16 protein-coding genes and 1 other RNA gene are annotated in these 24,503 nt (G+C 41.2%); 8 read left to right on the top strand and 9 right to left on the bottom strand.

The annotated features are described in order from the left end of the window. Positions 1–80: 80 nt before the first annotated feature. The 3 genes from ACFEL9_RS00085 to ACFEL9_RS00075 all read right to left on the bottom strand — a co-directional run bounded on the left by ACFEL9_RS00085 (position 81) and on the right by ACFEL9_RS00075 (position 5,833). Complete coding sequence (locus tag ACFEL9_RS00085; RefSeq protein ID WP_385885012.1) at positions 81–3,545, bottom strand: T9SS type A sorting domain-containing protein; 3,465 nt, start codon at positions 3,543–3,545, stop codon at positions 81–83. A 348-nt stretch (positions 3,546–3,893) separates the two neighbouring features. Beyond that, the gene (locus ACFEL9_RS00080) at positions 3,894–4,901 is read right to left on the bottom strand and encodes an aldo/keto reductase (protein ID WP_385885010.1); all 1,008 of its coding nucleotides are present in this window, start codon (positions 4,899–4,901) and stop codon (positions 3,894–3,896) included. A gap of 95 nt (positions 4,902–4,996) precedes the next feature. Next, complete coding sequence (locus ACFEL9_RS00075; RefSeq protein ID WP_385885008.1) at positions 4,997–5,833, bottom strand: hypothetical protein; 837 nt, start codon at positions 5,831–5,833, stop codon at positions 4,997–4,999. A gap of 104 nt (positions 5,834–5,937) precedes the next feature. Here ACFEL9_RS00075 and ACFEL9_RS00070 point away from each other — a divergent pair, with 104 nt between their 5' ends. Genes ACFEL9_RS00070 through ACFEL9_RS00060 form a run of 3 tightly spaced genes read left to right on the top strand, consistent with a single transcriptional unit; the run spans position 5,938 to position 11,576 of the window. Beyond that, complete coding sequence (locus ACFEL9_RS00070) at positions 5,938–7,020, top strand: DUF3667 domain-containing protein (protein WP_385885007.1); 1,083 nt, start codon at positions 5,938–5,940, stop codon at positions 7,018–7,020. 9 nt (positions 7,021–7,029) lie between these two features. Further along, positions 7,030–7,827: a nucleoside triphosphate pyrophosphohydrolase gene (gene mazG, locus ACFEL9_RS00065; protein WP_385885005.1), complete on the top strand. Its 798-nt coding sequence runs from the start codon at positions 7,030–7,032 to the stop codon at positions 7,825–7,827. Next, the gene (locus ACFEL9_RS00060; protein WP_385885003.1) at positions 7,824–11,576 is read left to right on the top strand and encodes an ATP-binding protein; all 3,753 of its coding nucleotides are present in this window, start codon (positions 7,824–7,826) and stop codon (positions 11,574–11,576) included. The genes mazG and ACFEL9_RS00060 overlap by 4 nt, the downstream gene beginning before the upstream one ends. Here ACFEL9_RS00060 and ACFEL9_RS00055 read toward each other — a convergent pair. From ACFEL9_RS00055 to rplU, 4 genes are all read right to left on the bottom strand, one after another. Then, the gene (locus ACFEL9_RS00055; protein ID WP_385885001.1) at positions 11,573–13,255 is read right to left on the bottom strand and encodes a DNA polymerase/3'-5' exonuclease PolX; all 1,683 of its coding nucleotides are present in this window, start codon (positions 13,253–13,255) and stop codon (positions 11,573–11,575) included. The two genes, ACFEL9_RS00060 and ACFEL9_RS00055, sit on opposite strands and share 4 nt — an antisense overlap. A 113-nt stretch (positions 13,256–13,368) precedes the next feature. Beyond that, on the bottom strand, positions 13,369–13,491 hold the full coding sequence (locus ACFEL9_RS00050) for a hypothetical protein (protein WP_276504938.1): 123 nt from the start codon (positions 13,489–13,491) through the stop codon (positions 13,369–13,371). Positions 13,492–13,593: 102 nt separating this feature from the next. Continuing rightward, the gene (gene rpmA, locus ACFEL9_RS00045) at positions 13,594–13,854 is read right to left on the bottom strand and encodes a 50S ribosomal protein L27 (RefSeq protein ID WP_276504939.1); all 261 of its coding nucleotides are present in this window, start codon (positions 13,852–13,854) and stop codon (positions 13,594–13,596) included. Positions 13,855–13,941: 87 nt separating this feature from the next. After that, positions 13,942–14,241 (bottom strand): 50S ribosomal protein L21, encoded by a 300-nt coding sequence (rplU, locus tag ACFEL9_RS00040; protein WP_276504940.1) that lies wholly within the window; start codon positions 14,239–14,241, stop codon positions 13,942–13,944. A gap of 187 nt (positions 14,242–14,428) precedes the next feature. Here rplU and ACFEL9_RS00035 point away from each other — a divergent pair, with 187 nt between their 5' ends. The 5 genes from ACFEL9_RS00035 to ACFEL9_RS00015 all read left to right on the top strand — a co-directional run bounded on the left by ACFEL9_RS00035 (position 14,429) and on the right by ACFEL9_RS00015 (position 20,627). Beyond that, positions 14,429–15,925, top strand: a complete 1,497-nt coding sequence (locus tag ACFEL9_RS00035) for a GH3 auxin-responsive promoter family protein (protein ID WP_385885000.1) — start codon at positions 14,429–14,431, stop codon at positions 15,923–15,925. A gap of 44 nt (positions 15,926–15,969) precedes the next feature. Then, positions 15,970–17,178 (top strand): 1-deoxy-D-xylulose-5-phosphate reductoisomerase, encoded by a 1,209-nt coding sequence (locus ACFEL9_RS00030; RefSeq protein WP_385884998.1) that lies wholly within the window; start codon positions 15,970–15,972, stop codon positions 17,176–17,178. Between the two features lie 124 nt (positions 17,179–17,302). After that, the gene (gene rseP, locus ACFEL9_RS00025; RefSeq protein WP_385884997.1) at positions 17,303–18,682 is read left to right on the top strand and encodes an RIP metalloprotease RseP; all 1,380 of its coding nucleotides are present in this window, start codon (positions 17,303–17,305) and stop codon (positions 18,680–18,682) included. 60 nt (positions 18,683–18,742) lie between these two features. Further along, positions 18,743–19,115: a transfer-messenger RNA gene (ssrA, locus tag ACFEL9_RS00020) on the top strand. Positions 19,116–19,526: 411 nt separating this feature from the next. Continuing rightward, positions 19,527–20,627, top strand: coding sequence for a right-handed parallel beta-helix repeat-containing protein (locus ACFEL9_RS00015; protein ID WP_385884995.1), 1,101 nt, complete (start codon positions 19,527–19,529; stop codon positions 20,625–20,627). Between the two features lie 74 nt (positions 20,628–20,701). Here the strand turns inward: ACFEL9_RS00015 and ACFEL9_RS00010 are convergent, their stop codons facing one another. Continuing rightward, complete coding sequence (locus tag ACFEL9_RS00010) at positions 20,702–21,727, bottom strand: PorP/SprF family type IX secretion system membrane protein (RefSeq protein WP_385884993.1); 1,026 nt, start codon at positions 21,725–21,727, stop codon at positions 20,702–20,704. 37 nt (positions 21,728–21,764) lie between these two features. After that, positions 21,765–24,503 (bottom strand): T9SS type B sorting domain-containing protein (locus ACFEL9_RS00005; protein WP_385884991.1); only part of this gene is annotated, 2,739 nt, incomplete at its 5' end.

Raw genomic sequence — 24,503 nt, 5'->3', positions numbered from 1 at the left:
CACTTTTGCATTTAAGCGGCTTCTGATTGAAAAGCAAAAGCCGAAAGTAGAAACTTCCGGCTTTTATATTTAGACCCTAATCAATGCTTGATTAATGTATGCCGATACTTTTTATCAGCATATTGTACCGAAATGTAATAGACGCCATTGGGCAAATGTCTTACATCGAATTGTTTTGCTGTATTGATCTTCTGCGTGATTAAAGCTGCACCGTTATTGTTGTATAAGATAACTGTTGCTTGTGTAATACTGGCTGGCAGTTTTATTGTAAAATGATCCAGTACAGGGTTAGGATAAATGTTGATACTATTTTTTGATTGTTGGATGTTTACTACTACAACTTTTGAATACGTGTACCGGCCATCGATGTCTACCTGTTTCAACCGGTAATAGATTTTTTCTGCATCGTTGGTTAAGTCATCTGTATAAGAATATTCCAGTGTAGCATCACTGTTGCCAGCGCCCTTAATGATCTTGATAGAGTGAAAAATACTACCATCTTTGCTACGCTTCACTACGAAATGCTCGTTATTAATTTCCTGCGACGTGGCCCAATTAAGAATAACTTTTCCGTCTTTTTCCCGTGCGACAAAATATTCAAGGTTAACAGGCAGAGTAGACCCAACGGAGGCAAGGCCGGTTAATGCAGTTGTGTTATACACCGGTGCGCTAACACCGTTATATTCAAATATGCTGTAGTGATAAGTGTTCTGCGAAAGCCCGGTAATAGTAACTGAGTTTCCTGTTCCGGCATAAACCACATATTCACCTGCGGCCAGTTGAGAACCACTTTTGAAAACAGCATTGGCAGGGTACACGCTAAGGTTGACAGGTGTTGCCGTTATTGCAGATCCTTCTTTCATCACTACGATACGTCCGCTTCCATTTCCATTTTGCCAGCTTAAGGTGAGGCTATTGATAGTTGTTGATGCATTTATATCATGACTATTAACAGAAGGTGCCATCGCGGTAGCGGAGCTGGCTGTTAATGTGGAACTGGTAAGATAACGCACCAAACTTTCAGTACCATTATACTCAAAAACGGCAAAATGATACGTGGAGGCTGGCTGCAGGTTGGTAATGTCCACCGTACTGCCTATACCATTATAAACTATATACTCGTTGTCACCAAGATCAGTGCCTGTGCCGAATACGGCATTGGCGGTATAGCTTGTTGCAGCAACAGGGACAAAGCTCACTGGGCCATCCTTTTTCATGACAACTATTCTTTTTTCACCATTGCCATTGGTCCATTTAAATGTCAGTTTATTTCCATCGATACCAGTGAAAACAGGATTTAGGGAAGGTGTCGTGGGCACCGTAGCTCCCGGGACATCAATAGTAGTAAAACTAATCGTGGAAGAAATACCACGCAGGTAGGCAGGTTCAGCAGAACCATTGAATTCAAAAGCACTGACATAATACGTTGTCAATGGCTTCAGGTTATATACAGCAAAAGAACCAGTGCCGTTGGAAGAGACTACAACATAGTTGCCATCGCTGATATGTGTGCCCGCAGTACCAAAGGTGGCGTTGTAAGTATATTTTATAAGGTCCTGCGGCTCCACATTTACTGCAGCGCCTTCACGCATAATAAACAGGCGGCTTGTTCCATTACCCTTTGTAAAATTAATAGTGGCCTGGCTGGCTTGTATGCCAGTCGCACTTTGGATGGTAGTTTGGGTAGTGGGCCAGGTAGCAGTAGAGGCTGAAGCCGGCAACCAGCAGGAGGTAAGATAATCAGGTTTGCCATCGGCCCCCAAATTGTACTCAACTATTGCAAAGTGGTAAGTACTGCTAATATCCATTTGCTTCAGGTCAACAGAATAATAAGAGCCGTCATATACCACAAATTCATCGGCAGAAAGAGCTGAGCCTTCGCCCACATTCGGGCTGGCGCTGTAAATGGTTCCATCAACAGGCATCGTTGTCACCGCAGATCCTTTGCGGGCAATAATAATCCGTTTGGCGCCATTGCCATTTGTCCACACCAGCCTGAACGAACTTCCTTCGGTAAAAGTGGTCCAGGGAGAAGTGGCGCAGGCAGTGGGTTCTACTGGTATTGAAAAACTAAACGTTGCCCCCGTTCTGGAGTAAACCGGTGCAGAATTCCCGTTAAACTCGAATATAGCCACATGATAAGTGATGCCAGGTTTCAGGTTGTTTATGGTAAAAGGATTACCATTGATAAGACCATGTGTGACATAGTTGCCCGGAGTTATTTGAGTGCCGCTGCCAAAATTGGTATTGCCTGCATAAGTTAAATAATCGGAGGGTACGGCGTCAACAGGGCTTCCTTCTTTTACTATAACCATTCGGTATGCTCCGTTGCCATGTGTAAGCCCGATAGAAGCACTGCTGCCTGTAAGGCTTGTTAATCTCAGGTTGGAGCCGATGGTAGTTGGTATAAGCGCCGTGCTGCCTGTTTTTATCGCGGAACTGCTGGTCAGATAATAGGTGTTGCCTGCATTATCAATATCATAGTCGTATATCCTGAAATAATAAAGCGTATTTCCTTCCAGGTTCGTGACGTCGACAGAATTGCCAGCGATGGCGGCTACTACAAATTCACCGGGAGCAATTTCTGTGCCCGCTGTTCCAAAAACTTTATTGGCCGCATAGTTTATGCCATTGACAGGTGCAGCTGTAACGGGCCCATTTTTGCTCATGATAAATAATCTTCTTGCACCATTACCTTGTGTGCAGCCTACTCTGAAACTGTTTCCTTCTACATAACTTAAACCAATGGACGACGATGCAACTGTAGGCCCGGTATGAGTGACGAATGAAGTTGTCGCAGCCGGGTCTAGAAATACAGGCGATGAGTTGCCATTATACTCAAAAATAGAAAAATGATAAGTTGTGTTCGGCTCGAGATTTTTTACAGTAGTGGATATTCCATTTGCTTTGTACACTACAAAATTGTCAGTATTGATTTTTGTTCCGCTGCCAAAATTCTCTTCTGCATAATAATAGGTAAGGTCAACTGGCGATGCATTTACGGGTGCCGCTTTTCGAGCAAGTATCAAACGACCACTGCCATTTCCTTTTGTGAAATTTAACGTAATAGCATTACCAATGGCAGTTGATGTTGTGAATGCTGCCTGTGTTGTTGGCGCTGTTACGGTAGACACACTGCCGGTAAGAGGCAACATCAGGTATTCAGCATTGGTGCCGGTCCCATTGTATTCAAATACGGCGAGGTGATAAGTAGTTCCGGGTTTTAAATTTTGAAAAATAAAGCTGTTCCAGCTAGTTTTGCTCGCTACAACAAATTCTCCCGGCCCGGTAAATTCGGTGCCGGTTGTTCCAAAATTAGAATTGCTGCTGTATTCTCTTCCATTTAAAGGCAAACCTGTAACCGGACTGCCTTCTTTCATGACGATTATTCGGTAAACACCATTTCCCGTGGTAAAATTGGTAGAGAACCTGTTTCCGTCAAGGTCACTGAATTTTAAGTTGCTGCCGGTAACCGTTGGTGGTGCAGCGAATACGGATGCTTGTGTAAACAGCAAGAGCACTAGAAAAGTAAAAATCTTTTTCATAAAGGTTTAAAGAGTTAAGTATAAAAAGTCGTCCCGTCTTTGATGTGGTCAAAGCGATAGAATGGTTTCGAAGGATGAAAAAGGAAGTGATAAAGCAGGGTACATAAAGAATTCAACACAATCGGGCCACAGATACCAGCTATAACTAACTTTTTGGAGACACGAAACTATTTGTGGCAACCCGGTTGTTTACTGGCGAAATGCTTAAACCGGAATATTCAACGTATTAGTTGTATAAATTTTTGCTTTAATCGTATGTGAGAAATTTTTTATTAAAGCAGTTGCATGATTACACAATAAAAAGCCGCATCGTATGATGCGGCTCCTGATGCTGAAGATAAATTTGAATTAATGATTCACCAGTTTCATAGCGCCATCACTATAGCGTTGACCAATGTTGGGATATTTTGCTATCAGGGTTTCTATTTCCTGCAGGTCTTTAGATGTTAGTGTAATATCGACGGCTGCTGCATTCTCTTCCAGGTATTTTCTTTTTTTAGTGCCCGGTATTGGGATGATGTCATCACCTTGCGCCAGTACCCAGGCCAGGGCTAGTTGTGCAGGAGTGGCTTTTTTAGAAGCGGCCAGTTCCGCAAATTCTTCGACCAGCTTGTTATTATTCTCCCAATGTTCATTGTCAAACCGGGGAAGTGTTCTGCGAAAATCATCCGCTGCCAATGAATCTTTTTCGCCAAGAGTGGCGGTGACAAGACCTCTTGCCAGTGGACTGTAAGGAACAAACGTAATTCCTAGTTCCCTGACAGTTTTTAATATCTCATTCTCGGGATCTCTTGTCAGCAACGAATATTCGCTTTGCAGTGCGGCGATTGGGTGAACCGCATGTGCCTTACGTATGGAAGCAGGCGAGGCTTCTGATAAACCCAGGTATTTTACTTTTCCTTCTTTCACCAGGTCCGCCATTGCTCCAACCATATCTTCTACGGGCACATTAGGGTCGATACGATGGGCATAATAAAGATCAATCGTCTCTATATTTAATCTTTTTAGACTCTTTTCCACGGCCTGTTTCAGGTAAGCGGGAGAACCATCAAAGTAGGTGGCAGAAGTGCCGGCAAAATTGGAAGTGCTTCCTTCTCTTTGGCGAAAACCAAACTTTGTTGCAATAAATACTTTATCCCGGTTGGGCGCCAATATTTTTGAAATTAGCTCTTCATTGTGGTCAAAGCCATACATATCAGCCGTGTCCCAGAAGTTAATACCCAGTTCGAGTGCCCTGTTAAGCGTGGCCAGGGACTCAGCATCATTCCGCGGGCCGTAGGCAAAACTCATACCCATGCAGCCAAGGCCAATGGCAGAAAGCTTTTCACCTGTGTTGGCCAGATTTCTATACTTCATACTTATTATATTTTATTTTCAGTTGGTAGTAAATACAGCTATTTATAACAACTATCGTATAGAAATGTTTGGAAGCTGGTTATAGACCCACTGTCTTATTGGAAAGTGTAAGCGTATTCGATTTTGCCGGTGAGCTCTTTTTGTTTATTAAACAGCGCTTCTTTGGTCTTCAGACCCTTTTCATTAAAGATATATCGCCAGATGATATAGTCAGGCCGGTTGGATGATACCACATTCATTTTTTGAATCACCCTGTCAGACTCATCGTACTCAAAGAGCATGTCAGGCATCAATTTTTTTAATTTCTTGTCATAACGGACAACATCCGTCAACCGGTTTTTATCATCATAATAGTAATATATAGGGTCAAAGGCAACATCCCGCCTGTACAAATGCTCGTCAATTACGTTTCCTTTATCGTCCACGGTAAAGCGATATTCCATGCTATCTGTACCATTGGTGATCCGCCAAAGTTTTTCAGGTTTGCCCGCGGCATTATTGATATAGGAATGCTCAATGGTTTCAGAAAAGTCTTTCAACGAATCAGTAGTAGTAGTTTTGATGGAGACAATATTACCTTTTCCATTATAAGAATATACGGTTGTACTTTTTATGTCTTTTGACGAGTCAATTATGCCGATAAGTTTCAGCTGGTCATCAAATTGGTACGACTGGCGGGTTATTTGCTGACCGTTTCGGCTTGTAATTTTCAGAATCTTTTTGGATGGGTCAATTTCCTGCCATTCGTTGAAGTCCGTTGTTTTTACATTGCGGGCGTCATAGCCAGTGGCTGTTACGGTTTTTACCTTTTGATTTAGGTAAATTTTCATCCTGTCGCTGATGGCCCGCGCATCAGCAATATCATTGTAGTAAAATTGGCCAAAAGAGGAAATTGTCAGGAACAGGGCAATAAAAACCAGGATGTTTTTCATGTAGAGACTGATATTGATTCGGCTCAAAAATAGTTGAATTCTGCAGTAACGAAAAAGAAACCAGTTCTTGTATTTTTAGTACTTATTTTTAGAAAAATTTTTACATGTCTCACAGCCCGGAACGAAAAGAAAAAAATTGTCTCAATTGCGGAACGATTGTACAGGGAAGGTTCTGTCACATTTGTGGCCAGGAAAACATAGAACCCAAGGAGACTTTTTTCGGGATGGTCACGCATTTTTTTAATGATATCACCCATTTCGACGGGAAGTTTTTTACTACACTGAAGGATTTATTATTCAAACCAGGTTTTTTATCGGTTGAATACATGAAGGGCAGGAGGATGAGTTACCTGAACCCGGTGAGGATGTATGTATTTACGTCCGCCATTTTTTTCCTTATCTTTTTCAGCCTGATTAATCCAAAGGATGCATTTAAAATTACAGAAGGCAACGAGCCGCTTAGTCTTCATGCAAGAGATTCTATCATTCTACGGGTGGAAAAAAAACTAGGGCGGGATATGGCGAATGAGAAATTGAAGAAGAAGCTTGAAATTTTAAAAGATACCAGCAAACCTCTGACCGCCCTGGATTTAGTTCCTTTGTCGGAAGATTTCACGATGGTGAGCACTATTGGCCGGGATTACAAGAGCAGGCACGAGTATGATTCTTTGCAAAAAGTGTTGCCCGCGGGTGAAAAAGACGGATGGCTAAAAGGATTATGGAATAAAAGGGCGATCCGGTTGAACGAGAAATATAAAAAGGAAGGATCTTTTTCTATGACCACTTTGTCGGATTCAGTATTGCATAAACTCCCATATTTACTATTTATCTCCCTTCCATTTTTTGCATTGATTTTGAAATTGCTTTATATCAGGCGGAGAAAGGAGTTTTATTATGCTGATCATGGCATATTCACCATCCATCATTATATATTTAGTTTTATCCTGTTGTTGTTTATCTTTTTCTGGGATAAAATGGATGATATGACTGGCTGGAGCATCTGGGGCATTGTTCAATTCATAACGATATTGTTTTGGCCGGTCTACTTATTTCGGGCTATGAAGCGATTTTACCACCAGGGCAGTGGTAAAACCTTTGTCAAGTTTGTTTTGTTGAATATTATGGGTTTTATCGTAGCTATGATTCTTCTGGTGTTCTTTTTCCTTTTTTCTATTTTTCAACTTTAACGATAACTAATGAACGATACACTGAGTGGAGCTTTTCTTAAACTGGTTTCTATAATGGACGATCTCCGGGAAAAATGTCCCTGGGATAGAAAACAAACAATTCAAAGCCTCCGACAATTGACCATTGAAGAGACTTATGAATTAGCTGATGCTATAACCAACGAGGACTGGAAGGGCTTAAAGGAAGAATTGGGTGACCTGCTGTTGCATATTTTGTTTTATGCAAAAATCGGCAATGAACAAAAAAAGTTCGATTTGGAGGAAGTGATTACGAGCATCAGTGAAAAATTGATATTCCGGCATCCGCATATATACGGTGATGCCGCCAATGGTGGAGAAGTGATTAAAGTTGCGGATGAAGAAGAAGTGAAAAAAAATTGGGAAAAGCTGAAATTGAAAGAGGGCAAAAAATCGATTCTGGGTGGGGTGCCGGCATCATTGCCAGCCACGGTAAAAGCGATGCGGTTGCAGGAAAAGGCGAAGCAGGTTGGCTTTGAATGGGAAAACGAAGACCAGGTTTGGGAAAAAGTGGAAGAGGAAATGAAAGAGCTGAAGGAGGTCATTGATACGGGTCAACAAGCGAAAGTGGAAGAGGAGTTTGGTGATCTTATATTTTCTTTAATTAATTATGCACGGTTTTTGCAGGTGGATGCTGAAAATGCTCTTGAACTAACCAATAAAAAATTCATCCACCGCTTTACACAGATGGAGCAACAGGTTTTGAAGGAAGGAAAAGATATGACCAAAATGACCCTTACAGAATTAGACGACATCTGGAACAGTGTAAAACAACATAGGGATACGTGAAGCCACTCTTTAAAAATAGTTTTGTCTGGAAATCCAGCTTGCTTCTCCTGGCAGCCATTCTTTTTGCACTTTCTTTCATATTTAATAAGCTATATACCAATCGCACGTCGGTAATACAGGAGGTCAAGAATGCTGAAAACTATCTTCACCGGCAACAAAAGAATTTTAATTCGTTTCTTGCTGACACCGTACTGATCAGGAAATTGGTAGAAAACACGGAATCGGCTAATGAGTTTCATGATGTCATTTCAAGGTCCTATGGTATATTTTTATACCGGATCAATACCACGAATACGCTGTCTTTAAGTTTTTGGAATGACCAGCTTATTCTGCCACCGTCCCAGACATTTGGAGCAGGAGATATGGAAGAGTTTATGCACCTGGATAATGGCTATTACCTGGTGATCAAGCGAATTATTAACCTGCCTGCCTACCCGGTTTTTGCGTATGCGATGATACCGGTGCGATCAGAATTTTTTTTGGAGACGGAGTATCTGCCACAAAAATTTGTTTACAGCAATTCAGCCGATAACCGGGTTGTCCTGAGTAAAACAAAAACTGACTTTCCTGTAAAATCCTTAACGGGCAACACATTATACTATCTCGATAAAAAAACAGCTGGTGCTGTACCCTACAACAACAAACTCACCATCATTTTACGATTTAGCGGACTGCTGTTGCTGTTACTCTTTACTCATTTGGTGGCGGAGTCATTGGCCAGGGATAAAAGATGGAAAGGCATTGCTTTTTTAGGAGTGTCTTTATTGGCTATCCGGATCATCATCTACATGTTTCCGGAGTTGTTAAATCTCCGCCAGTTTGAATTGTTTGATCCTTCCATCTACGGCTCAAATATTATTCAGAGATCATTGGGTGATCTGTTGATGAATTCCACTTTTTTCTGTTGGTTGGTATTATTTACCTGGTACAAAGTACAGCATGTAAAAAATATCGTGCAATGGCTGCCTTATCGTTGGCTAAGGGTGACGGCCGGTGTTTTTTGCCTTTGCCTGCTAATTTATTCAACTTTTATTCTTTCGTCGGTTATCAGAAGTATTGTCGCTGATTCAAAAATATCTTTTGATGTTACCAACTTTTTCAGTCTTGACCGGTATACCGTCGTTGGTTTTATAGTGCTGGCTACGCTGTCACTGTCTTACTACTATTTCACGCAATTATTGTTTAGAGTGATTTTCCCGTTATTCAGCAACAATATATGGTTGGTATATTTTGCTATCGGGTTTTCAGGCCTTATTTACCTGAGTTTAAAATCCGGAGATCCGGCAGTCTTATTTTATATTCCTGTACTGGCCTGGCTGCTTCTTTACACGTGGTTAGTTAACAAGGACGGGGTGATCTTAAATCGCATCCGTATCAATATTGCCGGCATCCTGTTCTGGATCTTTTTATTCTCGGTTTCCATTGCAGCCATCATGTTGGCGGAGAACCGGAAGGCAGAGTGGGAAAAAAGAAAGTTTTATGCTGAAAAATTAGCGGATCAAACGGATGCGTCCAGTGAACGCCTGATGAACATTGCCATGAAATATTTGGATAATGATTTTCTGCAGGAAAATTTTTATCGTTTCGGGGACAGTGCCAGCAATCATTATATCCGCGATAGCATCATGCGGAGCAATTATAGCGCCTATATCAATAAATATGAGACAAAGCTCTATGTTTACGACTCGCTCAAACGACCTTTGTATAATGAAGATTTCACCACTTTTGATGCATTAAACACGATTGTAACCGTTCAATCTCATCCCACCAAAACGCCTGATCTTTACTATTACGAAACGGCTTTTGATAAATACACCTATATCACTGAGAGGGTTGTTACGGATAGCAATTCGAACAAGCTCGGCTACTTTTTCCTGATTTCTAATCCTAAAAAATACAGGGGAGATGCACTGTTCCCGGAATTTTTTAAGCAATATAAAAAGAATGATCCCGAGAATTCGCCTATTTATTCCTATGCGGTGTATAGCCAGAAAAAGCTAATTGCTCTTTCTAATAAGTATCCTTTTGCAACACAATTGACCGATAAGGATATTCCGAAGAACAAAGAGTTCGAACGAAAAGCAAATGGAGATTATGATGAAATGTGGTACCGGGCCAGTAATGAAAAAGTGGTAGTTATGGCCCGTAAAGGGGATACAATAATTGAAGCCATCACCTTGTTCTCCTACATATTCTGTTCGTTTCTGTTTCTCGTTTTTATTGTGCAGATACTGTCACTGATTTTAAAAGCGGTGTATGATTGGGACGGATTCAAAAGCTTTTTTCATTTCAACATCCGGAACCAGGTGCACAGCACGATTATTTTTATCAGCATATTTTCTTTCATCATTATCGGAGTTGCAACTATTACATTTTTTAAAAACCGGTATCACCGGAATAACAGCGACAAGCTAAGCCGTACGATGAAAATAATGGTGAACGAAATGGAAAAAAGGATTGACAGCGAATATCCCTTTGATCCGTTTGTTCAGATGAATGATTCGGGTTCCGTTTACACCCTGCAGGCACTGGTAAAAGATGTTTCTGTTATTCATGGTGTGGATGTAAATGTATATGATCTGAATGGCGACCTACAGGTTTCATCTGAGGATAATGTTTATACAAGAGGCGTCCTGAGTAAAAAAATGGATCCCGTTGCTTTTTACCGCCTGAACAGGCAAAACCTGATCGAATATGTGCAGGAAGAGCAGATTGCCAATCTTTCTTATTTAAGTATCTATGCACCTGTGAGGGATAAAGATGGAAGAGCCTACGCCTATTTAAGCATTCCCTATTTTACATCGCAGCCTGAGCTTGACCAGGAGATATCCAACTTTATCGTGACGGTGATCAATCTTAATGCCTTTATATTATTGATAGCGGGACTTATCGCCTTATTTATTACCAACAGGATCACCCGTTCTTTCTCAATTATAAGTGATAAGATGAAAGATGTGAACCTGGGAAGGATGAACGAAGAAATTGTATGGAGCCGGAAGGATGAAATCGGTGATCTTGTCAAAGAATACAATAAAATGGTGGCAAAGCTGGAAGAGAGTGCTGAAGCTCTTGCCAAGACAGAAAGAGAAGGAGCGTGGCGTGAAATGGCGAGGCAGGTAGCGCATGAGATCAAAAATCCATTGACGCCCATGAAGCTGAGTATTCAGTACCTGCAAAAATCGATAGATAGCAATCATCCCAATGTAAAGGAATTGTCAAGCAATGTTGCTAATACTTTGGTGGAACAAATAGATCACCTGTCAAAAATCGCTGCCGACTTTTCACAGTTTGCGAATATCAGTAATACAAATATGGAAGAGTTTGATTTGCATGATGTGCTGCGTTCATTGCATGAGTTGTATCGATCGGACGAAAACATTGAGTTTATCTGGAAACCTTTGCCTGAAAAAATCATTGTGAATGCTGATAAAACGCAGATGAACCGTTTGTTTACCAATCTTTTTGCCAATGCCGTGGAAGCCAGTGAGGAGGGAGACTGCAAGATCGAAGTCACGGAAGAACGGTATGACGGAGTGGTGAAAATAAATATCAAAGATCATGGCGAAGGAATACCGCAGGAAATGCAATCCCGTATATTCATTCCAAACTTCACCACGAAGTCATCAGGCACTGGTCTTGGACTGGCAATGTGTAAAGGAATAGTGGAACAGGTAAAAGGGAAAATATGGTTTGATACAGAAAAAGGAAATGGCACTACTTTTCATGTGGAAGTGCCATTAGCCAATTAAATGCCTTTTTGTTTTTTGCGGTTTGCCAGGTATGTTTCAAATTGCTGCAATGAAAAACTGCTCAGGTTTTGTTCTTTTGTCAAGCCACCTTTTTGCGCAGCTAATACGCCATATTTAACATCATTGAAGCCTTCGAGGTAGTGTGCATCGGGATTAATGGAAAGCACCACATTTTTTTCGGTCGCATATTCTATCCACCGCCAATCGAGGTCGAGACGACGGGGGTGGGCATTTACTTCAACCGCGATATTGTTGGCAGCGCAAACATCAATTATTTTTTTATGATCGAGTGGATAGCCTTTACGGCTCAATAATAAACGCCCCGTTAAATGTCCCAAAATGGTTACATAGGGATTAGAAAGAGCAGTTAGTAAACGGGGCATTGCTTTTTCTTCTGACATTTTTAAGTTGCTGTGAACAGAGGCAATGATAAGATCAAAGCTTGCTAAAATATCGTTGCTGTAATCAAGTGTTCCGTCATTCAGAATGTCACACTCTATACTCTTGAATATTTTGAATGGAGCCAGCTTTTTATTTAATTCATCGATATACCGGTGCTGTTCCCTGATTCTTTCTTCCGACAGACCATTGGCGTAAGCCGCCGTTTTGGAGTGATCTGAAATAACCAGGTATTCTAAATTTCTTTTTATACACTCATTTGCCATTTCTTCAATCGTATTGGCGCCGTCGCTCCAGTTACTATGGCTATGGATAATTGACCTTACGTCTGCAGGCTGTATGAGAGCGGGTAGTTGCTTCTTTTTTGCTTTGTCAATGATACCCGCGGTTTCCCGTTGACAGGGTGGTATGTATTGAACACCTGCCTGTGTGAAAATATCTTCATCTTCTTTTCCTGTTAGCACACCGGAAATGTCCGGAAATTCTGTTTGAAAAGCTGCTAAGAAATCCGGGGAGCCGGTTGTATTAAATAAATGTTCCGCCCTGTTTTTTCCTCCTGTATATAATTTTAGTTTTAAGCCATTTTTTAATTTATATAAGAGACTGCCGGACGTTTCTTCCAACAACTCTGGTGGTTGTGCGGTTTGAAATTTTGGTTTTATCGTGTCATTGTTTTCCAAAACGATATACTCGAGTTCATCAATTGTCAGGTCCTGTCTTCGAAATGCGCCGGTTACACAAACTTTTTCGGGAGTGAATATTTTTTTCAGGTAGGCATCTATCTGTGGAAATAATTCATCAACCTGGGCATATAAAAAGCTTCCTTGGTTTTGCAGGTAATATTCAATTGACTCCTGGACGTTTTGCTGTGTCTTTTCTCCAAAACCTTTGAAGAGGGTTAGCCTGTTTTCATTACAGGCATATAATAATTCGCCGACCGATTCAATTCCCATCTCTTTCCAGATCGTATGAATCTTCTTTGGGCCGATGCCTTTTATGTTTAGCATTTCAACCACACCAACAGGCGTAGCAGCGATATATTCATTGAGGATAGTCAGGTGCCCGTGGTCAAGCATTTCAATCACTTTCTCTCCAACGCTTTTTCCGATGCCCTGGATACTAAACAAATTTTCACGGGGAGTATCTTTTAATTGCAGCGGAAGCTTATCAATATTAAAAGCTGCAATGGAATAGGTTTTTGTTTTGAATGAGTTCTCTCCATGGATGTCCATTAGTTTGGAGAGAAGAGAAAAGTTGTCGGCAATGGCAGAGTTATCCATTGACGCAAGTTAATATAATGCGGGAAATTTTATTTTGGTTAAGAGAAAGGAGTACTATAAAAGAAAAAGTCCTGATTAACTCAGGACTCTTATAAACTTCTAAGAAATTAAACTTATTTCTTTTTAGCTGCTTTTTTCTTTGGAGCTGCTTTCTTAGCTGCTTTTTTCTTTGGAGCTGCTTTCTTAGCTGCTTTCTTTGGAGCTGCTTTTTTAGCTGCTTTTTTCTTTGTTGCCATTTTTTAGAATTTAATGTTTAGTGAAATGGGTTATCGTAAGTAAAAATAATAATTATTTTATACTACCCAAATTTTTTTTCCACAAAATGACAATCGAAGAAGTTATGCTTCAGCTGCAGTTACAGAAACATATGTTCTGTCGTTACGACCTTTTCTGAATTCAACTACACCATCACTCAATGCAAACAATGTAAAGTCTTTTCCAACTCCAACATTTTTTCCAGGATGATAAACAGTACCACGTTGACGAAGGATGATGTTACCTGCAACAGCGGGTTGACCACCAAAAATTTTTACACCAAGGCGTTTGCTTTGTGAATCGCGGCCGTTCTTTACACTACCTTCACCTTTCTTATGTGCCATGTTTTATAAATTTTAAATTCCAAATAATAAATTCCAAATTTCAAAGTATACTGTAACTGGAATTTGTAATTTTTAATTTGTTATTTCTTAAGCGATGCTTGTTACTTTGATTTTTGTATAAGCAGTACGATGACCTTTCTTTTTGTGAAAGCCTTTTCTTCTTTTTTGTTTGTAAGCGATCACAGTATCGCCTTTTACATGATCAAGGATTTCTGCAGATACTTTTGTTTTTAAAGCAGAACCAACCGAGAGCTTTCCATCAGCTTCCGCTAATATTACTTCCAGGTTTACTTTATCTCCGGCGTTTCCTGCTACATGCGGAACGAACAGAGTCTGATCCTTTTCTACTTTAAATTGCTGACCGGCCACTTTTATTACTGCTATCATAATCTGAAATTAGGGTGGCAAAGGTAAGGGGAAAATTTCAACCCGCAAACGGAAATGTCAAAGTTTTAATGACCAAAATCACGGCCCTTTTGAATTGCCTTCCTTTATCTTTGTGAATTGCCGATTCAGTTACCCATAATTAAGACATATGCCCGTTTCATCAGGCGGGCAAAACCGATATATACAGATGAAAATCAAGTCTTTCTTAGCTAAGCCATTTGCTTCCTATATATATAAAGGTATCCGTAAAGGCATGGCTACCGCTGTTGTTGACCAGGAAAATATTCTGAAAGATCTTATTAAAATCGGACGAAATACCGAGTTTGGAAAACAGGCAGGGCTGGACAAGGTGAACGCCTACGACGAATTTAAGCAGGCCGTTTCCATTCGGGACTATGAGCAATTCCGTCCTTTCATCGATTTGATAAAAGAAGGAAAGCATAACGTGCTTTGGAAAGGCCGGCCCATTTACTTAGCCAAAACCTCGGGTACTACCAGTGGCACAAAGTATATTCCAATCACCAAAGACTCGATTCCTAATCATATTAATACCGCCCGGAATGCACTGCTTTGCTATATGGCGGAAACAGGGAATTCAAGATTTGCCAATGGTAAAATGATCTTCCTGTCAGGATCGCCGGTGTTGGAAAGGGTAGGTGGTATCCCCACCGGCCGGTTGAGTGGAATCGTCAATCATCATGTGCCGGGTTATTTACGCACCAATCAGCTGCCTTCGTATGAAACTAATTGCATTGAAGATTGGGAAAGCAAGTTGAATAAGATCGTGGATGAAACGATCAACAAGGATATGACCCTGATCAGCGGGATACCACCGTGGATGCAGATGTATTTTGATGAACTGATGAAGAGAAGCGGCAGGAAGATAGCAGAACTGTTCCCGAATTTCAGCCTGATGGTGCAAGGTGGTGTAAACTTTGAACCCTACAAAGCCAAGTTGTTTGAAAGTATCGGTAAGAAGATTGATACGATAGAACTATTTCCAGCAAGTGAGGGATTTTTTGCTTTCCAGGATTCTCAAAATGCAGAAGGTCTCTTGTTAAACACCAACAGTGGAATTTTCTTTGAATTCATTCCTGCCGGTGAAATCAACAATGCCAACCCTTCCCGCCTTTCTTTAGCTGATGTGAAAGTCGGTGAGAACTACGCACTCATTATTAATAGCAATGCAGGACTTTGGGGATATAACTTAGGAGATACAGTAAAGTTTGTATCTACGAATCCCTACAGGCTTGTTGTGACTGGCAGAACAAAGCATTTTATTTCTGCATTTGGTGAGCATGTAATAGGAGAGGAAGTGGAGCAAAGTCTCTTAAAAGCTGCTGAGGAGGAGCATGTTCAAATAACGGAGTTTACAGTTGCTCCTTATGTGAGTGAAGGAGAAGGGAAGTCTTATCATGAATGGTTTATCGAATTTGAAAATAAGCCAGCCAATATGCAAGCCTTTGCAAAAAAGCTGGATGAAAATTTGCGTCAGAAAAATGTTTATTATGATGATCTTATCTCCGGGAATATTTTACGGCCGTTGAAATTGACCGCGATAAGAAAAAATGGTTTCATTGACTATATGAAGTCAGTGGGTAAATTGGGGGGACAAAATAAGGTACCCCGTTTGAGTAACGATCGAAAGATTGCCGATGATTTAATTAAATGGATGGATAATTAATGATTTCTGATAGCTGCCGGGAATTAAATTAGAGATTGTAAAAAATGAAAGAACAACAATATAAAAAGGCTGAATCGGCAGACGCTTCGGCGGAGCGATTGACCAGGCGTATTGCAGTATTCGGTTCTACAGGTTCAATTGGCACACAGGCATTGGATGTGATTGCAGCTAATCCTGGTTTGTTTTCGGCCGAAATATTGACTGCTTATACTAATGAAGAATTGTTGATAGAGCAGGCTTTGCGGTTCAATCCCAACATGGTAGTCATAGGCGACGAAAAAAAATATTTAAAAGTAAAAGATGCCCTTGCATCAACCGATATAAAAGTTTTTGCCGGTGAAAAATCATTGGAGGAAGTGGCGGCCATGGATTGTTATGATCTGATGCTGGCCGCTATAGTGGGGTATGCCGGACTCAGGCCAACTTTACAAGCGATTAGCATTGGTAAGCCCATTGCTCTGGCTAATAAAGAAACTTTAGTGGTAGCCGGTGATATCATCATGCGGAAAGCGGTGGAGAACAGGGTTCCTGTGATACCGGTCGATTCAGAACATTCAGCTATCTTTCAATGCCTGGTTGGTGAAACAAGAAACCGTATTGAAAAAATCATCCTGACTGCATCCGGAGGCCCGTTTCTTGGAAGAAAACCTAACTACCTTGTTAATGTAAAAAGAGAACATGCATTGCAGCACCCTAATTGGAATATGGGTGTGAAAGTGAGTATTGACTCAGCAACACTGATGAATAAAGGGCTGGAAATGATCGAAGCAAAATGGTTGTTTAACTTAAAGCCTGAGCAGATACAAGTGGTTATTCATCCGCAGAGTATTATTCATAGCATGGTACAGTTTGAAGACGGAAGTATAAAAGCTCAAATGGGATTACCCGATATGAAGCTGCCTATTCAGTATGCATTAGCTTTTCCCAGGCGTATTGCTAACAATTTTCCACGTTACGATTTCAAAAAGGTAAACACATTGACTTTTGAAGATCCTGATCTGCGAACATTCAAAAACCTTGTACTGGCAATGGAGGCGTTGAATAAAGGTGGCAACCTGCCTGCAGTCATGAATGCTGCTAACGAAATTGCTGTATATGCCTTTCTTCGCAACAGGGTCAACTTTTTGGATATGACGGATATCATTGAAAAGACAATGCAAAAGGTCAACTTTATTGAAAACCCGACTTTGGATGAATATTTTGAAAGCGATGGCATGGCCCGTAACTATGCCGCCGATCTTATCCGGCTTTAACAATTGCTTCCTTTATATTGTTATTCTTAATAAAATCAAATAATTCAGCAACGGTTAAAAAATCTTTTATATTTAGCTGATATTTGCGATTCTTTCAATTTTTTATAAAATATATTTTTTGAATATGTATTTATTAGCAATCAATTGGGGTGCGGTAGGCGTGCAGGTGGGGCAGTTGCTATTGGCCTTGTCAATACTAATTGTGTTGCATGAGTTTGGCCACTATATTACTGCCAGGTGGTTTGGTTGCCGGGTAGAGAAATTCTTTTTGTTTTTCGATCCATGGTTTTCATTGGTAAAGAAGAAAGTTGGTGAAACAGTATATGGGATAGGTTGGTTGCCCCTGGGTGGATATGTGAAAATCTCCGGGATGATTGACGAAAGCATGGATAAAGAAGCAATGAAACAACCACCAAAAGAATGGGAGTTTAGAAGCAAACCAGCCTGGCAAAGACTCATCATTATGTTGGGTGGGATCATTATGAATGTGCTGGTGGCATTTATTATCTATGCGTTTGTTTTGATGATTTGGGGCGACAAAAAAATACCTTCTAGTTCTTTAAAGTATGGAATACAGGTTACCGATAGTACGTTGCAAAAAATAGGTCTGAAAAGCGGTGATAAAATTATTGCCGTAGATGGTGAAACAATTGATGATTTTGAAAGGACACTGAAAAGGATGATTGTGTCTGATGAAAAAATCACGATAGAGCGGGATGGAAAGGTAATGGATATTCATATTCCTGAAGACTTGCTGGGACAACTGATAGAAAACAAGAAAAAGGGAAGAATTTCATTAATTGAACCGAGAATACCGGCAATAGCTTTATTTGTACCCGACACATCCCGACTGTTTAAAGCCGGGTTGCGAAAAGATGACCAAATAGTCGGGATAGATTCAGTAAAAGTTCAGTTTTATGATGAGCTGAAGGCGCAATTAGATAAAAAGCAGAATAAAGAGGTCCTTGTTACGGTACTAAGAAATAACCAGGAAGTACAGTTGAAGACACCGGTGGATTCCGAAGGAAAACTCGGGTTTGGACTATATGGTTACAGGGATTATCAACAAATGGATAGTTTGGGGTGGTTAAAATTGAATGTGACTAAATATGGATTTTTTGCCGCTTTTCCGGCAGGTATAAAGAAAACCGGCAGTGAACTTTCTTATTATATCGACCAGTTTAAAAAAATTCTAAATCCCAGGACAGGTGGCTATAAAGGCTTGGGAGGTTTTAAAGCAATTGGGAGTGCATTTGCCCCGGTTTGGATATGGGAATCTTTCTGGACATTCACAGCATTTCTTTCCATCATCCTGGCCTTTATGAACCTTTTACCAATACCTGCGTTAGATGGCGGACACGTCATGTTTACTTTATATGAAATGGTGAGTGGCAGAAAACCCAATGAGAAATTCATGGAGTATGCACAAGTGGCTGGCATGATTTTGTTACTATTGTTGATGTTATATGCCAATGGAAACGATTGGTTTGGTTGGGGAAAATGACAATAGACAATAAGCAATATAAAACAATCAATTGCCAATTGCCCATTGTCAATTGGCACTGGGGCTGTTCCGGTTTTGACAGCATAGATCTTTGAGAGTGTAAGCATGCAGTGCGTTGTATCATTAGCACTTTAATCTGAAGATTCAAACTTTAAATGGCAATACTCAGTATGCCATGGCTGCCTAATCAGTGATTAAGTAGTCATTTGGGCCGCCGGGCCGGTTGTTCTGTTACCATGCCCCGCCGCCGACTCAACAACAAAACAGGATGCTGCGACCGAAGGCTGTGACGGTTGACTAAGATCATTCAGCTAAGTGATAAGTTGGTTTGTTCATTTCCTGCTTATCGCCGACAAACAATAATGAAATAAGCATGTAGAAAGCTTTTGACGAATATGTTTGGACAGGGGTTCGATTCCCCTCAGCTCCACTTTGAAGGGATAGCTCACCAGGCTATCCCTTTTTTATTATTTGAATTTTATATTGAGCAACATTGTTCAGTTCAATAAGTGTATGGCCTTACCGTCATACAAAAAAAATCTATGCCATCACTTTCCTGAGTACTACATCTGTTAGTAGTACTACTTCGTGATTTGATTTATTAAGAATCGTATTCAAATTTCAATGCATTGATTTCAGTTAATGTTATTGCATCTTCTATTTACTTTTTCATGCGTTGATTTTTTCTAAGAAAAAAAATCTGCAGTTTTTTATTCTGAAAAAAACAGAAAAAATATTCTAATCACTGATGAATAATTATTTAAACGTTGTTGTTTGAATGCATTGATTTCAGTTAAGTGTTAGTGGCACACTTGTTGGCAATGTAGGCGAAAATTCAATACTTATGAAACTAAACCCTATGTCGTTTAGCGGCAAAGCCGTACTCGCACTAGCCTTCAGTGCAGCGTTAATAACCAGTTGTAGCAAGGAGGACGCCGAATACAAGAGAAGACGTCGCAACACTCCTACTACAGAAACACCTACTTCTCCAACGGATACAGTAACATCTCCGACGCCGACAGAGCCCACCAGTCCGTCAACCGGAACGGTTGCTTATCTGTCATTGCCTACATCAGGGGCTAAGAACCTGTCCGGGCAATCAAATGTTGTAATCGAGAATTTGAGATTTGTTGACATTTCAGGAAATCCGTTGCTGTTAAATGGAAGCAGCAATATCACTATCAGAAACTGTTTCTTCGACAGGGCAAGTGCAGAAGCGATCAGCATTGAAAACTCTTCCAACATCACCATTGAGAATTGCTTATTCAATGGTGTAACTACCGGTGTTTACGCACTGGGTTCTAAAACAATCAAAATCCGTAACAACCAATTTGTAAACGTACGTATGCGTAGCACTGGTGGTCGTGGTCAGTTTGTACAGTTTAACAATGTAAGCGGCGAAGGCAACCTCATTGAAAACAACCAGGGAGAGAATTTTGCTGGTGAAAGTGATCCGGAAGATCTGATTTCATTGTATCAAAGTTCAGGAACTGCATCAAGCCCGATCTCTGTTCGTAACAATATGTTCAGAGGCGGTGGTCCATCAACATCTGGGGGTGGTATCATGACAGGCGACTATGGTGGCGGTTACCAAATTGTTGAAAACAATACATTGCTCGATCCGGGTCAATATGGTATTGCAGCAGCTGGTGGTAGCAATATCTCTCTGATCAATAACAAGATCTACGCAAGACAACAGGAGTTTACCAACAATCCTCTTTATGTATGGGCACAACAAGGTGCATCTTGTTCTAACATCACTGTAAAAGGTAACAGGGTAAACTGGACAGACAAAAGCGGAAGTATCAACAACGGATGGGATGCTGGCAACTGTAGCAATACATCCTTTGAATATCCTACAACTATCTCTTTGTCTGAAATGGGTGTGCCTTCACATTTGATCACATTCATTACTCCTACAGAGTTATTAGAAATTCGTAAGTAAGGACGGTTTAAATAAGGTGAGTTTTTGTTGCGTCATAGGGCTTGTCCTTATGACGCTTTTTCGTTTGATATAGATTATTTCCAGGGACAGGGAATAATGCCGCTCGGTTTTTTAACACCGCGTAAAATTAGGGACAGCTCCCAGGTCTTTGGTTTTCGTGCAGCCTGGTTCAGTTTTGAAATGGTGATGTCATAACTGAGCCCGAATTGAAAATCACCATAAGCAAGTCCGGCATAAGGTATGATAGCATTCTTTGACCAATACCAAAGCCCGGTAGTAAATAAGGAGCCTGCCTGGTCACCGAGATAGTAGCCCAGTGCTCCGCCAACTGAAAAATAGCTCGCCTTATCCTGGTATTGATAAATGGCATTTGTATTCAGTACTACACGTTCGTTTAAAAATGTTTCAAAATTGGCATGTGCCACTTTACGCATCGCCAGTATCTGGTTTTCATCTTTCAAAAAGGTTTGTTTAGGTTTGTTTAAATGAAAACCCGCCACTCCAAGATCAAGATTGCTTTTTTGCGATGTATAAGTGTACACAATGCCGGCACTTGCCGAGAAGTAAGGTTTCATGTTCGATAATGCCAGTTCACCGGTAGGCAGACTGGTATTAAATCCACTCCCGGTAAACTGTTCTTCAAAAGTCAGCCTGTCAAAATCGATATGCCTTCTTCCGTAGATAGCGCCAAATCCCAATCCAAGCCGTTGCTTTTGCTGATCATTTTCTATCAACTTGATATTGTAGGAAAGATTAAAAGATGCATAAGTGCTTTTTACTACGCCACTCATGGCGTGGTCAAACATTAGCATGGTACCAATACCAATGATATTATTTTCTGTTTCAACATTAGGAACTTTGTTCTGCATGATCTTCATGTCATAAGAAACCGTTCCCGTGACATAAGGACTCGCCGGCCCGATCCATTGATCTCTGAAATTGGAGATCATCCGCCAGTCTGCATTAATATTGGCCGTCAGCCCGGGGTTGATATTTAAGGGTGACGAAAAAAATTGAGAAAAACTAGGATCCTGTGCAAACGAGGATTTTGTCGCCATCAATAAAAGCACAACTGCCACAATTCGATTCCAGGTTTTCATTGTAATAGTTTTTAAGAGTTCATGTCATGAGTTGATTTTATCTTAAAAGAACTGAGTTGCCGGCACGCTTATAATATTTGCCGTCTTCGCCTATAGCTTCTAATGTCCATGTATACGTATCCATTACTTGTGGAACGCCTTTGTAAATACCATCCCATCCATGTCGGAGAATATTGGTTTCAAATACAAGTTCACCCCAACGATTAAAGACACGGAAGTATATCAATTCACGGATGCATACTGGGATTGGGTAGAGCTTATCATTATGACCATCGTTATTCGGCGACCAAGCCTTCGGAACAAAAATATCCGACACGCATCCGCCCGGATTTATCGGACGCATCATCACCAACAGCGTATCAACTACCGGGCATGGGGTTCCATTATCTATTGTAATGGTGTATTCCACGTTGCTGTTGTGGCGGAAGGTTGGATTTTTTCTGTCATAAGCGTTCAGACCAACCGGCGGATACCAGGTGTATTTATTATTGAGTGATAGAGCTCTCGCAGTTAACTGTATTGATGTATTTGGCGAAACGGTTATAGTTGGATAGCGTATTGATTTTTCACCTTTCGTGACACTTACGACAACTTCGACCGCTTTCACAAAATTACATCCACCGACAGCTGAAGCTTTGATGTAATACGTACCACTGGTGTTGACAGCCTGCGGATTGGTCAGTGGTATCGTTGTGGCCTGATCTATCCAATATGTGTAGGTCAAGCGTGGATCACTGCCTGCTGTAATAGCAGGAGCTGTGAGATCTACAGTCGCAGGTTCACAAACACCTGCAGGATTGGTTACTACAAATACCGGTGATGATTCGATGGTTACTGTCACAGGCTTGATCGAGTAACAGCCCAATGCATTTGTTCCTTTGATATAATAGGTTCCCGCAAGTACGGTCTGCGGATTGGCAACAGGGTTAGTAGCTGCGGCATCGAGCCAGTAAGTATATGTCAAACCATTATCCGAACCGGCTGTAACCGATGGGTCGGTGAGATTAGCGGGAGAACACAATGAAATATCAGATGTCACAATGTTTGGTGCCAGATCTGATCGACCAACTACTGCTGTTATTGTAGCTGAGCAGCCGTTTACATCTTTAACAACCACACTGTATTCGCCTGGTGCGAGTCCAGTCAAATCCTCTGTTGTGGCAACGAAGCCTGAAGGCCCGGTCCATGCATATGAATAAGGAGAACTACCACCGTTCACAATAAGATTTACAGAACCATCCATCGTTGTGCAGGTAGCATTTGTAATGGAATTATTTAATGTAATAATATTATTTACCTGGCTGATTGTTATGGCAGATGAAGCGCTGCAACCATTTGCATCTGTTACAATAACCGTATAGTTACCTGCTGACAATCCATTTAAATCTTTATTTGTTGAAGTGAAATTATTTGGTCCTGACCATTGATAGCCATAAGGAGCCGACCCATTTTGAACGACCAGGTTTATCGAGCCGTTATTAGCAGTGCAAATTGTATTTGCTACCACCTGGTTGATAGCAATTGTATTTATATCGCGGCCAACTTTTATGGTCTTTGTCTGGGTACATCCATTGGCGTCGGTTACCATTACGGTGTAGTCGCCTGCGGACAAACCGGTGATATCTTCATTAGTGGAAGTGAAATTGTTAGGTCCGCTCCATGCAAAAGTGTAAGGCGGTGTACTGCCGCTTGCCGTTAAGTCAATGGCGCCGTTGGTTGTCGTACAGTTAATATTAGTGACCCTTTGATTAATATTGAAAATATTCGTTGTCTTATCAATTGTGACAGATGTTGATGAATTGCATCCGTTAATGTCGTTAACCGTTATAGTATAGCTTCCTGGAGCAAGGGCCGTGAAAATGTTACTGGATTGGAAGTCGACTCCATTGATACTATAAGTGATGCCATTGCCCGGCGCAGGCAAATTGACTGTGATAGTTCCATTTATTGCGTTACAAATAGCAGGTGTTATACTGACTATCGGAGCCGGTGGCTCTGGTGTTATTACTAAATGCAGCGTAGCAATGGAATCACAACCATTGGCAGCAGTAAGCGTTGCCGTATAATCACCGGCATCGGTAATGGACTGGCCGTTCCAGCTATATGGTAATGCAGCAGGACAGAGTGTAACAGTTTCTTCACCGGTTACTGCTGGATTGATTACTAAATGCAATGTCGCAACCGAGTCACAACCATTAGCGGCAGTGAGTGTAGCCGTATAATCACCGGCATCGGTAATGGACTGGCCGTTCCAGCTATATGGTAATGCAGCAGGACAGAGTGTAACCGTTTCTTCACCGGTTACTGCAGGATTGATCACCAGGTGTAATGTGGCAATCGAATCACAACCATTGGCAGCAGTAAGCGTTGCCGTATAATCACCGGCATCGGTAATGGACTGGCCGTTCCAGCTATATGGTAATGCAGCAGGACAGAGTGTAACAGTTTCTTCACCGGTTACTGCTGGATTGATTACTAAATGCAATGTCGCAACCGAGTCACAACCATTAGCGGCAGTGAGTGTAGCCGTATAATCACCGGCATCGGTAATGGACTGGCCGTTCCAGCTATATGGTAATGCAGCAGGACAGAGTGTAACAGTCTCTTCACCGGTTACTGCAGGATTGATTACTAAATGCAGTGTAGCAACCGAGTCACAACCATTGGCGGCAGTAAGCGTTGCCGTATAATCACCGGCATCGGTAATGGACTGGCCGTTCCAGCTATATGGTAATGCAGCAGGACAGAGTGTAACAGTTTCTTCACCGGTTACTGC

Origin of the sequence: Terrimonas alba, from assembly GCF_042434975.1 — a bacterium.
In the GTDB taxonomy this organism is placed as follows: domain Bacteria; phylum Bacteroidota; class Bacteroidia; order Chitinophagales; family Chitinophagaceae; genus Terrimonas_B; species Terrimonas_B alba.
The sequence above is the reverse complement of the archived record's forward strand: the minus strand, read 5'-3'. Positions and strand labels throughout refer to the sequence as shown.

Coding starts and splice junctions, on each gene's coding strand:
- ACFEL9_RS00085 (WP_385885012.1), bottom strand. CDS start 3,545: ATGAAAAAGATTTTTACTTTTCTAGTGCTCTTGCTGTTTACACAAGCA.
- ACFEL9_RS00080 (WP_385885010.1), bottom strand. CDS start 4,901: ATGAAGTATAGAAATCTGGCCAACACAGGTGAAAAGCTTTCTGCCATT.
- ACFEL9_RS00075 (WP_385885008.1), bottom strand. CDS start 5,833: ATGAAAAACATCCTGGTTTTTATTGCCCTGTTCCTGACAATTTCCTCT.
- ACFEL9_RS00070 (WP_385885007.1), top strand. CDS start 5,938: ATGTCTCACAGCCCGGAACGAAAAGAAAAAAATTGTCTCAATTGCGGA.
- mazG (WP_385885005.1), top strand. CDS start 7,030: ATGAACGATACACTGAGTGGAGCTTTTCTTAAACTGGTTTCTATAATG.
- ACFEL9_RS00055 (WP_385885001.1), bottom strand. CDS start 13,255: ATGGATAACTCTGCCATTGCCGACAACTTTTCTCTTCTCTCCAAACTA.
- ACFEL9_RS00050 (WP_276504938.1), bottom strand. CDS start 13,491: ATGGCAACAAAGAAAAAAGCAGCTAAAAAAGCAGCTCCAAAGAAAGCA.
- rpmA (WP_276504939.1), bottom strand. CDS start 13,854: ATGGCACATAAGAAAGGTGAAGGTAGTGTAAAGAACGGCCGCGATTCA.
- rplU (WP_276504940.1), bottom strand. CDS start 14,241: ATGATAGCAGTAATAAAAGTGGCCGGTCAGCAATTTAAAGTAGAAAAG.
- ACFEL9_RS00035 (WP_385885000.1), top strand. CDS start 14,429: ATGAAAATCAAGTCTTTCTTAGCTAAGCCATTTGCTTCCTATATATAT.
- ACFEL9_RS00030 (WP_385884998.1), top strand. CDS start 15,970: ATGAAAGAACAACAATATAAAAAGGCTGAATCGGCAGACGCTTCGGCG.
- rseP (WP_385884997.1), top strand. CDS start 17,303: ATGTATTTATTAGCAATCAATTGGGGTGCGGTAGGCGTGCAGGTGGGG.
- ACFEL9_RS00015 (WP_385884995.1), top strand. CDS start 19,527: ATGAAACTAAACCCTATGTCGTTTAGCGGCAAAGCCGTACTCGCACTA.
- ACFEL9_RS00010 (WP_385884993.1), bottom strand. CDS start 21,727: ATGAAAACCTGGAATCGAATTGTGGCAGTTGTGCTTTTATTGATGGCG.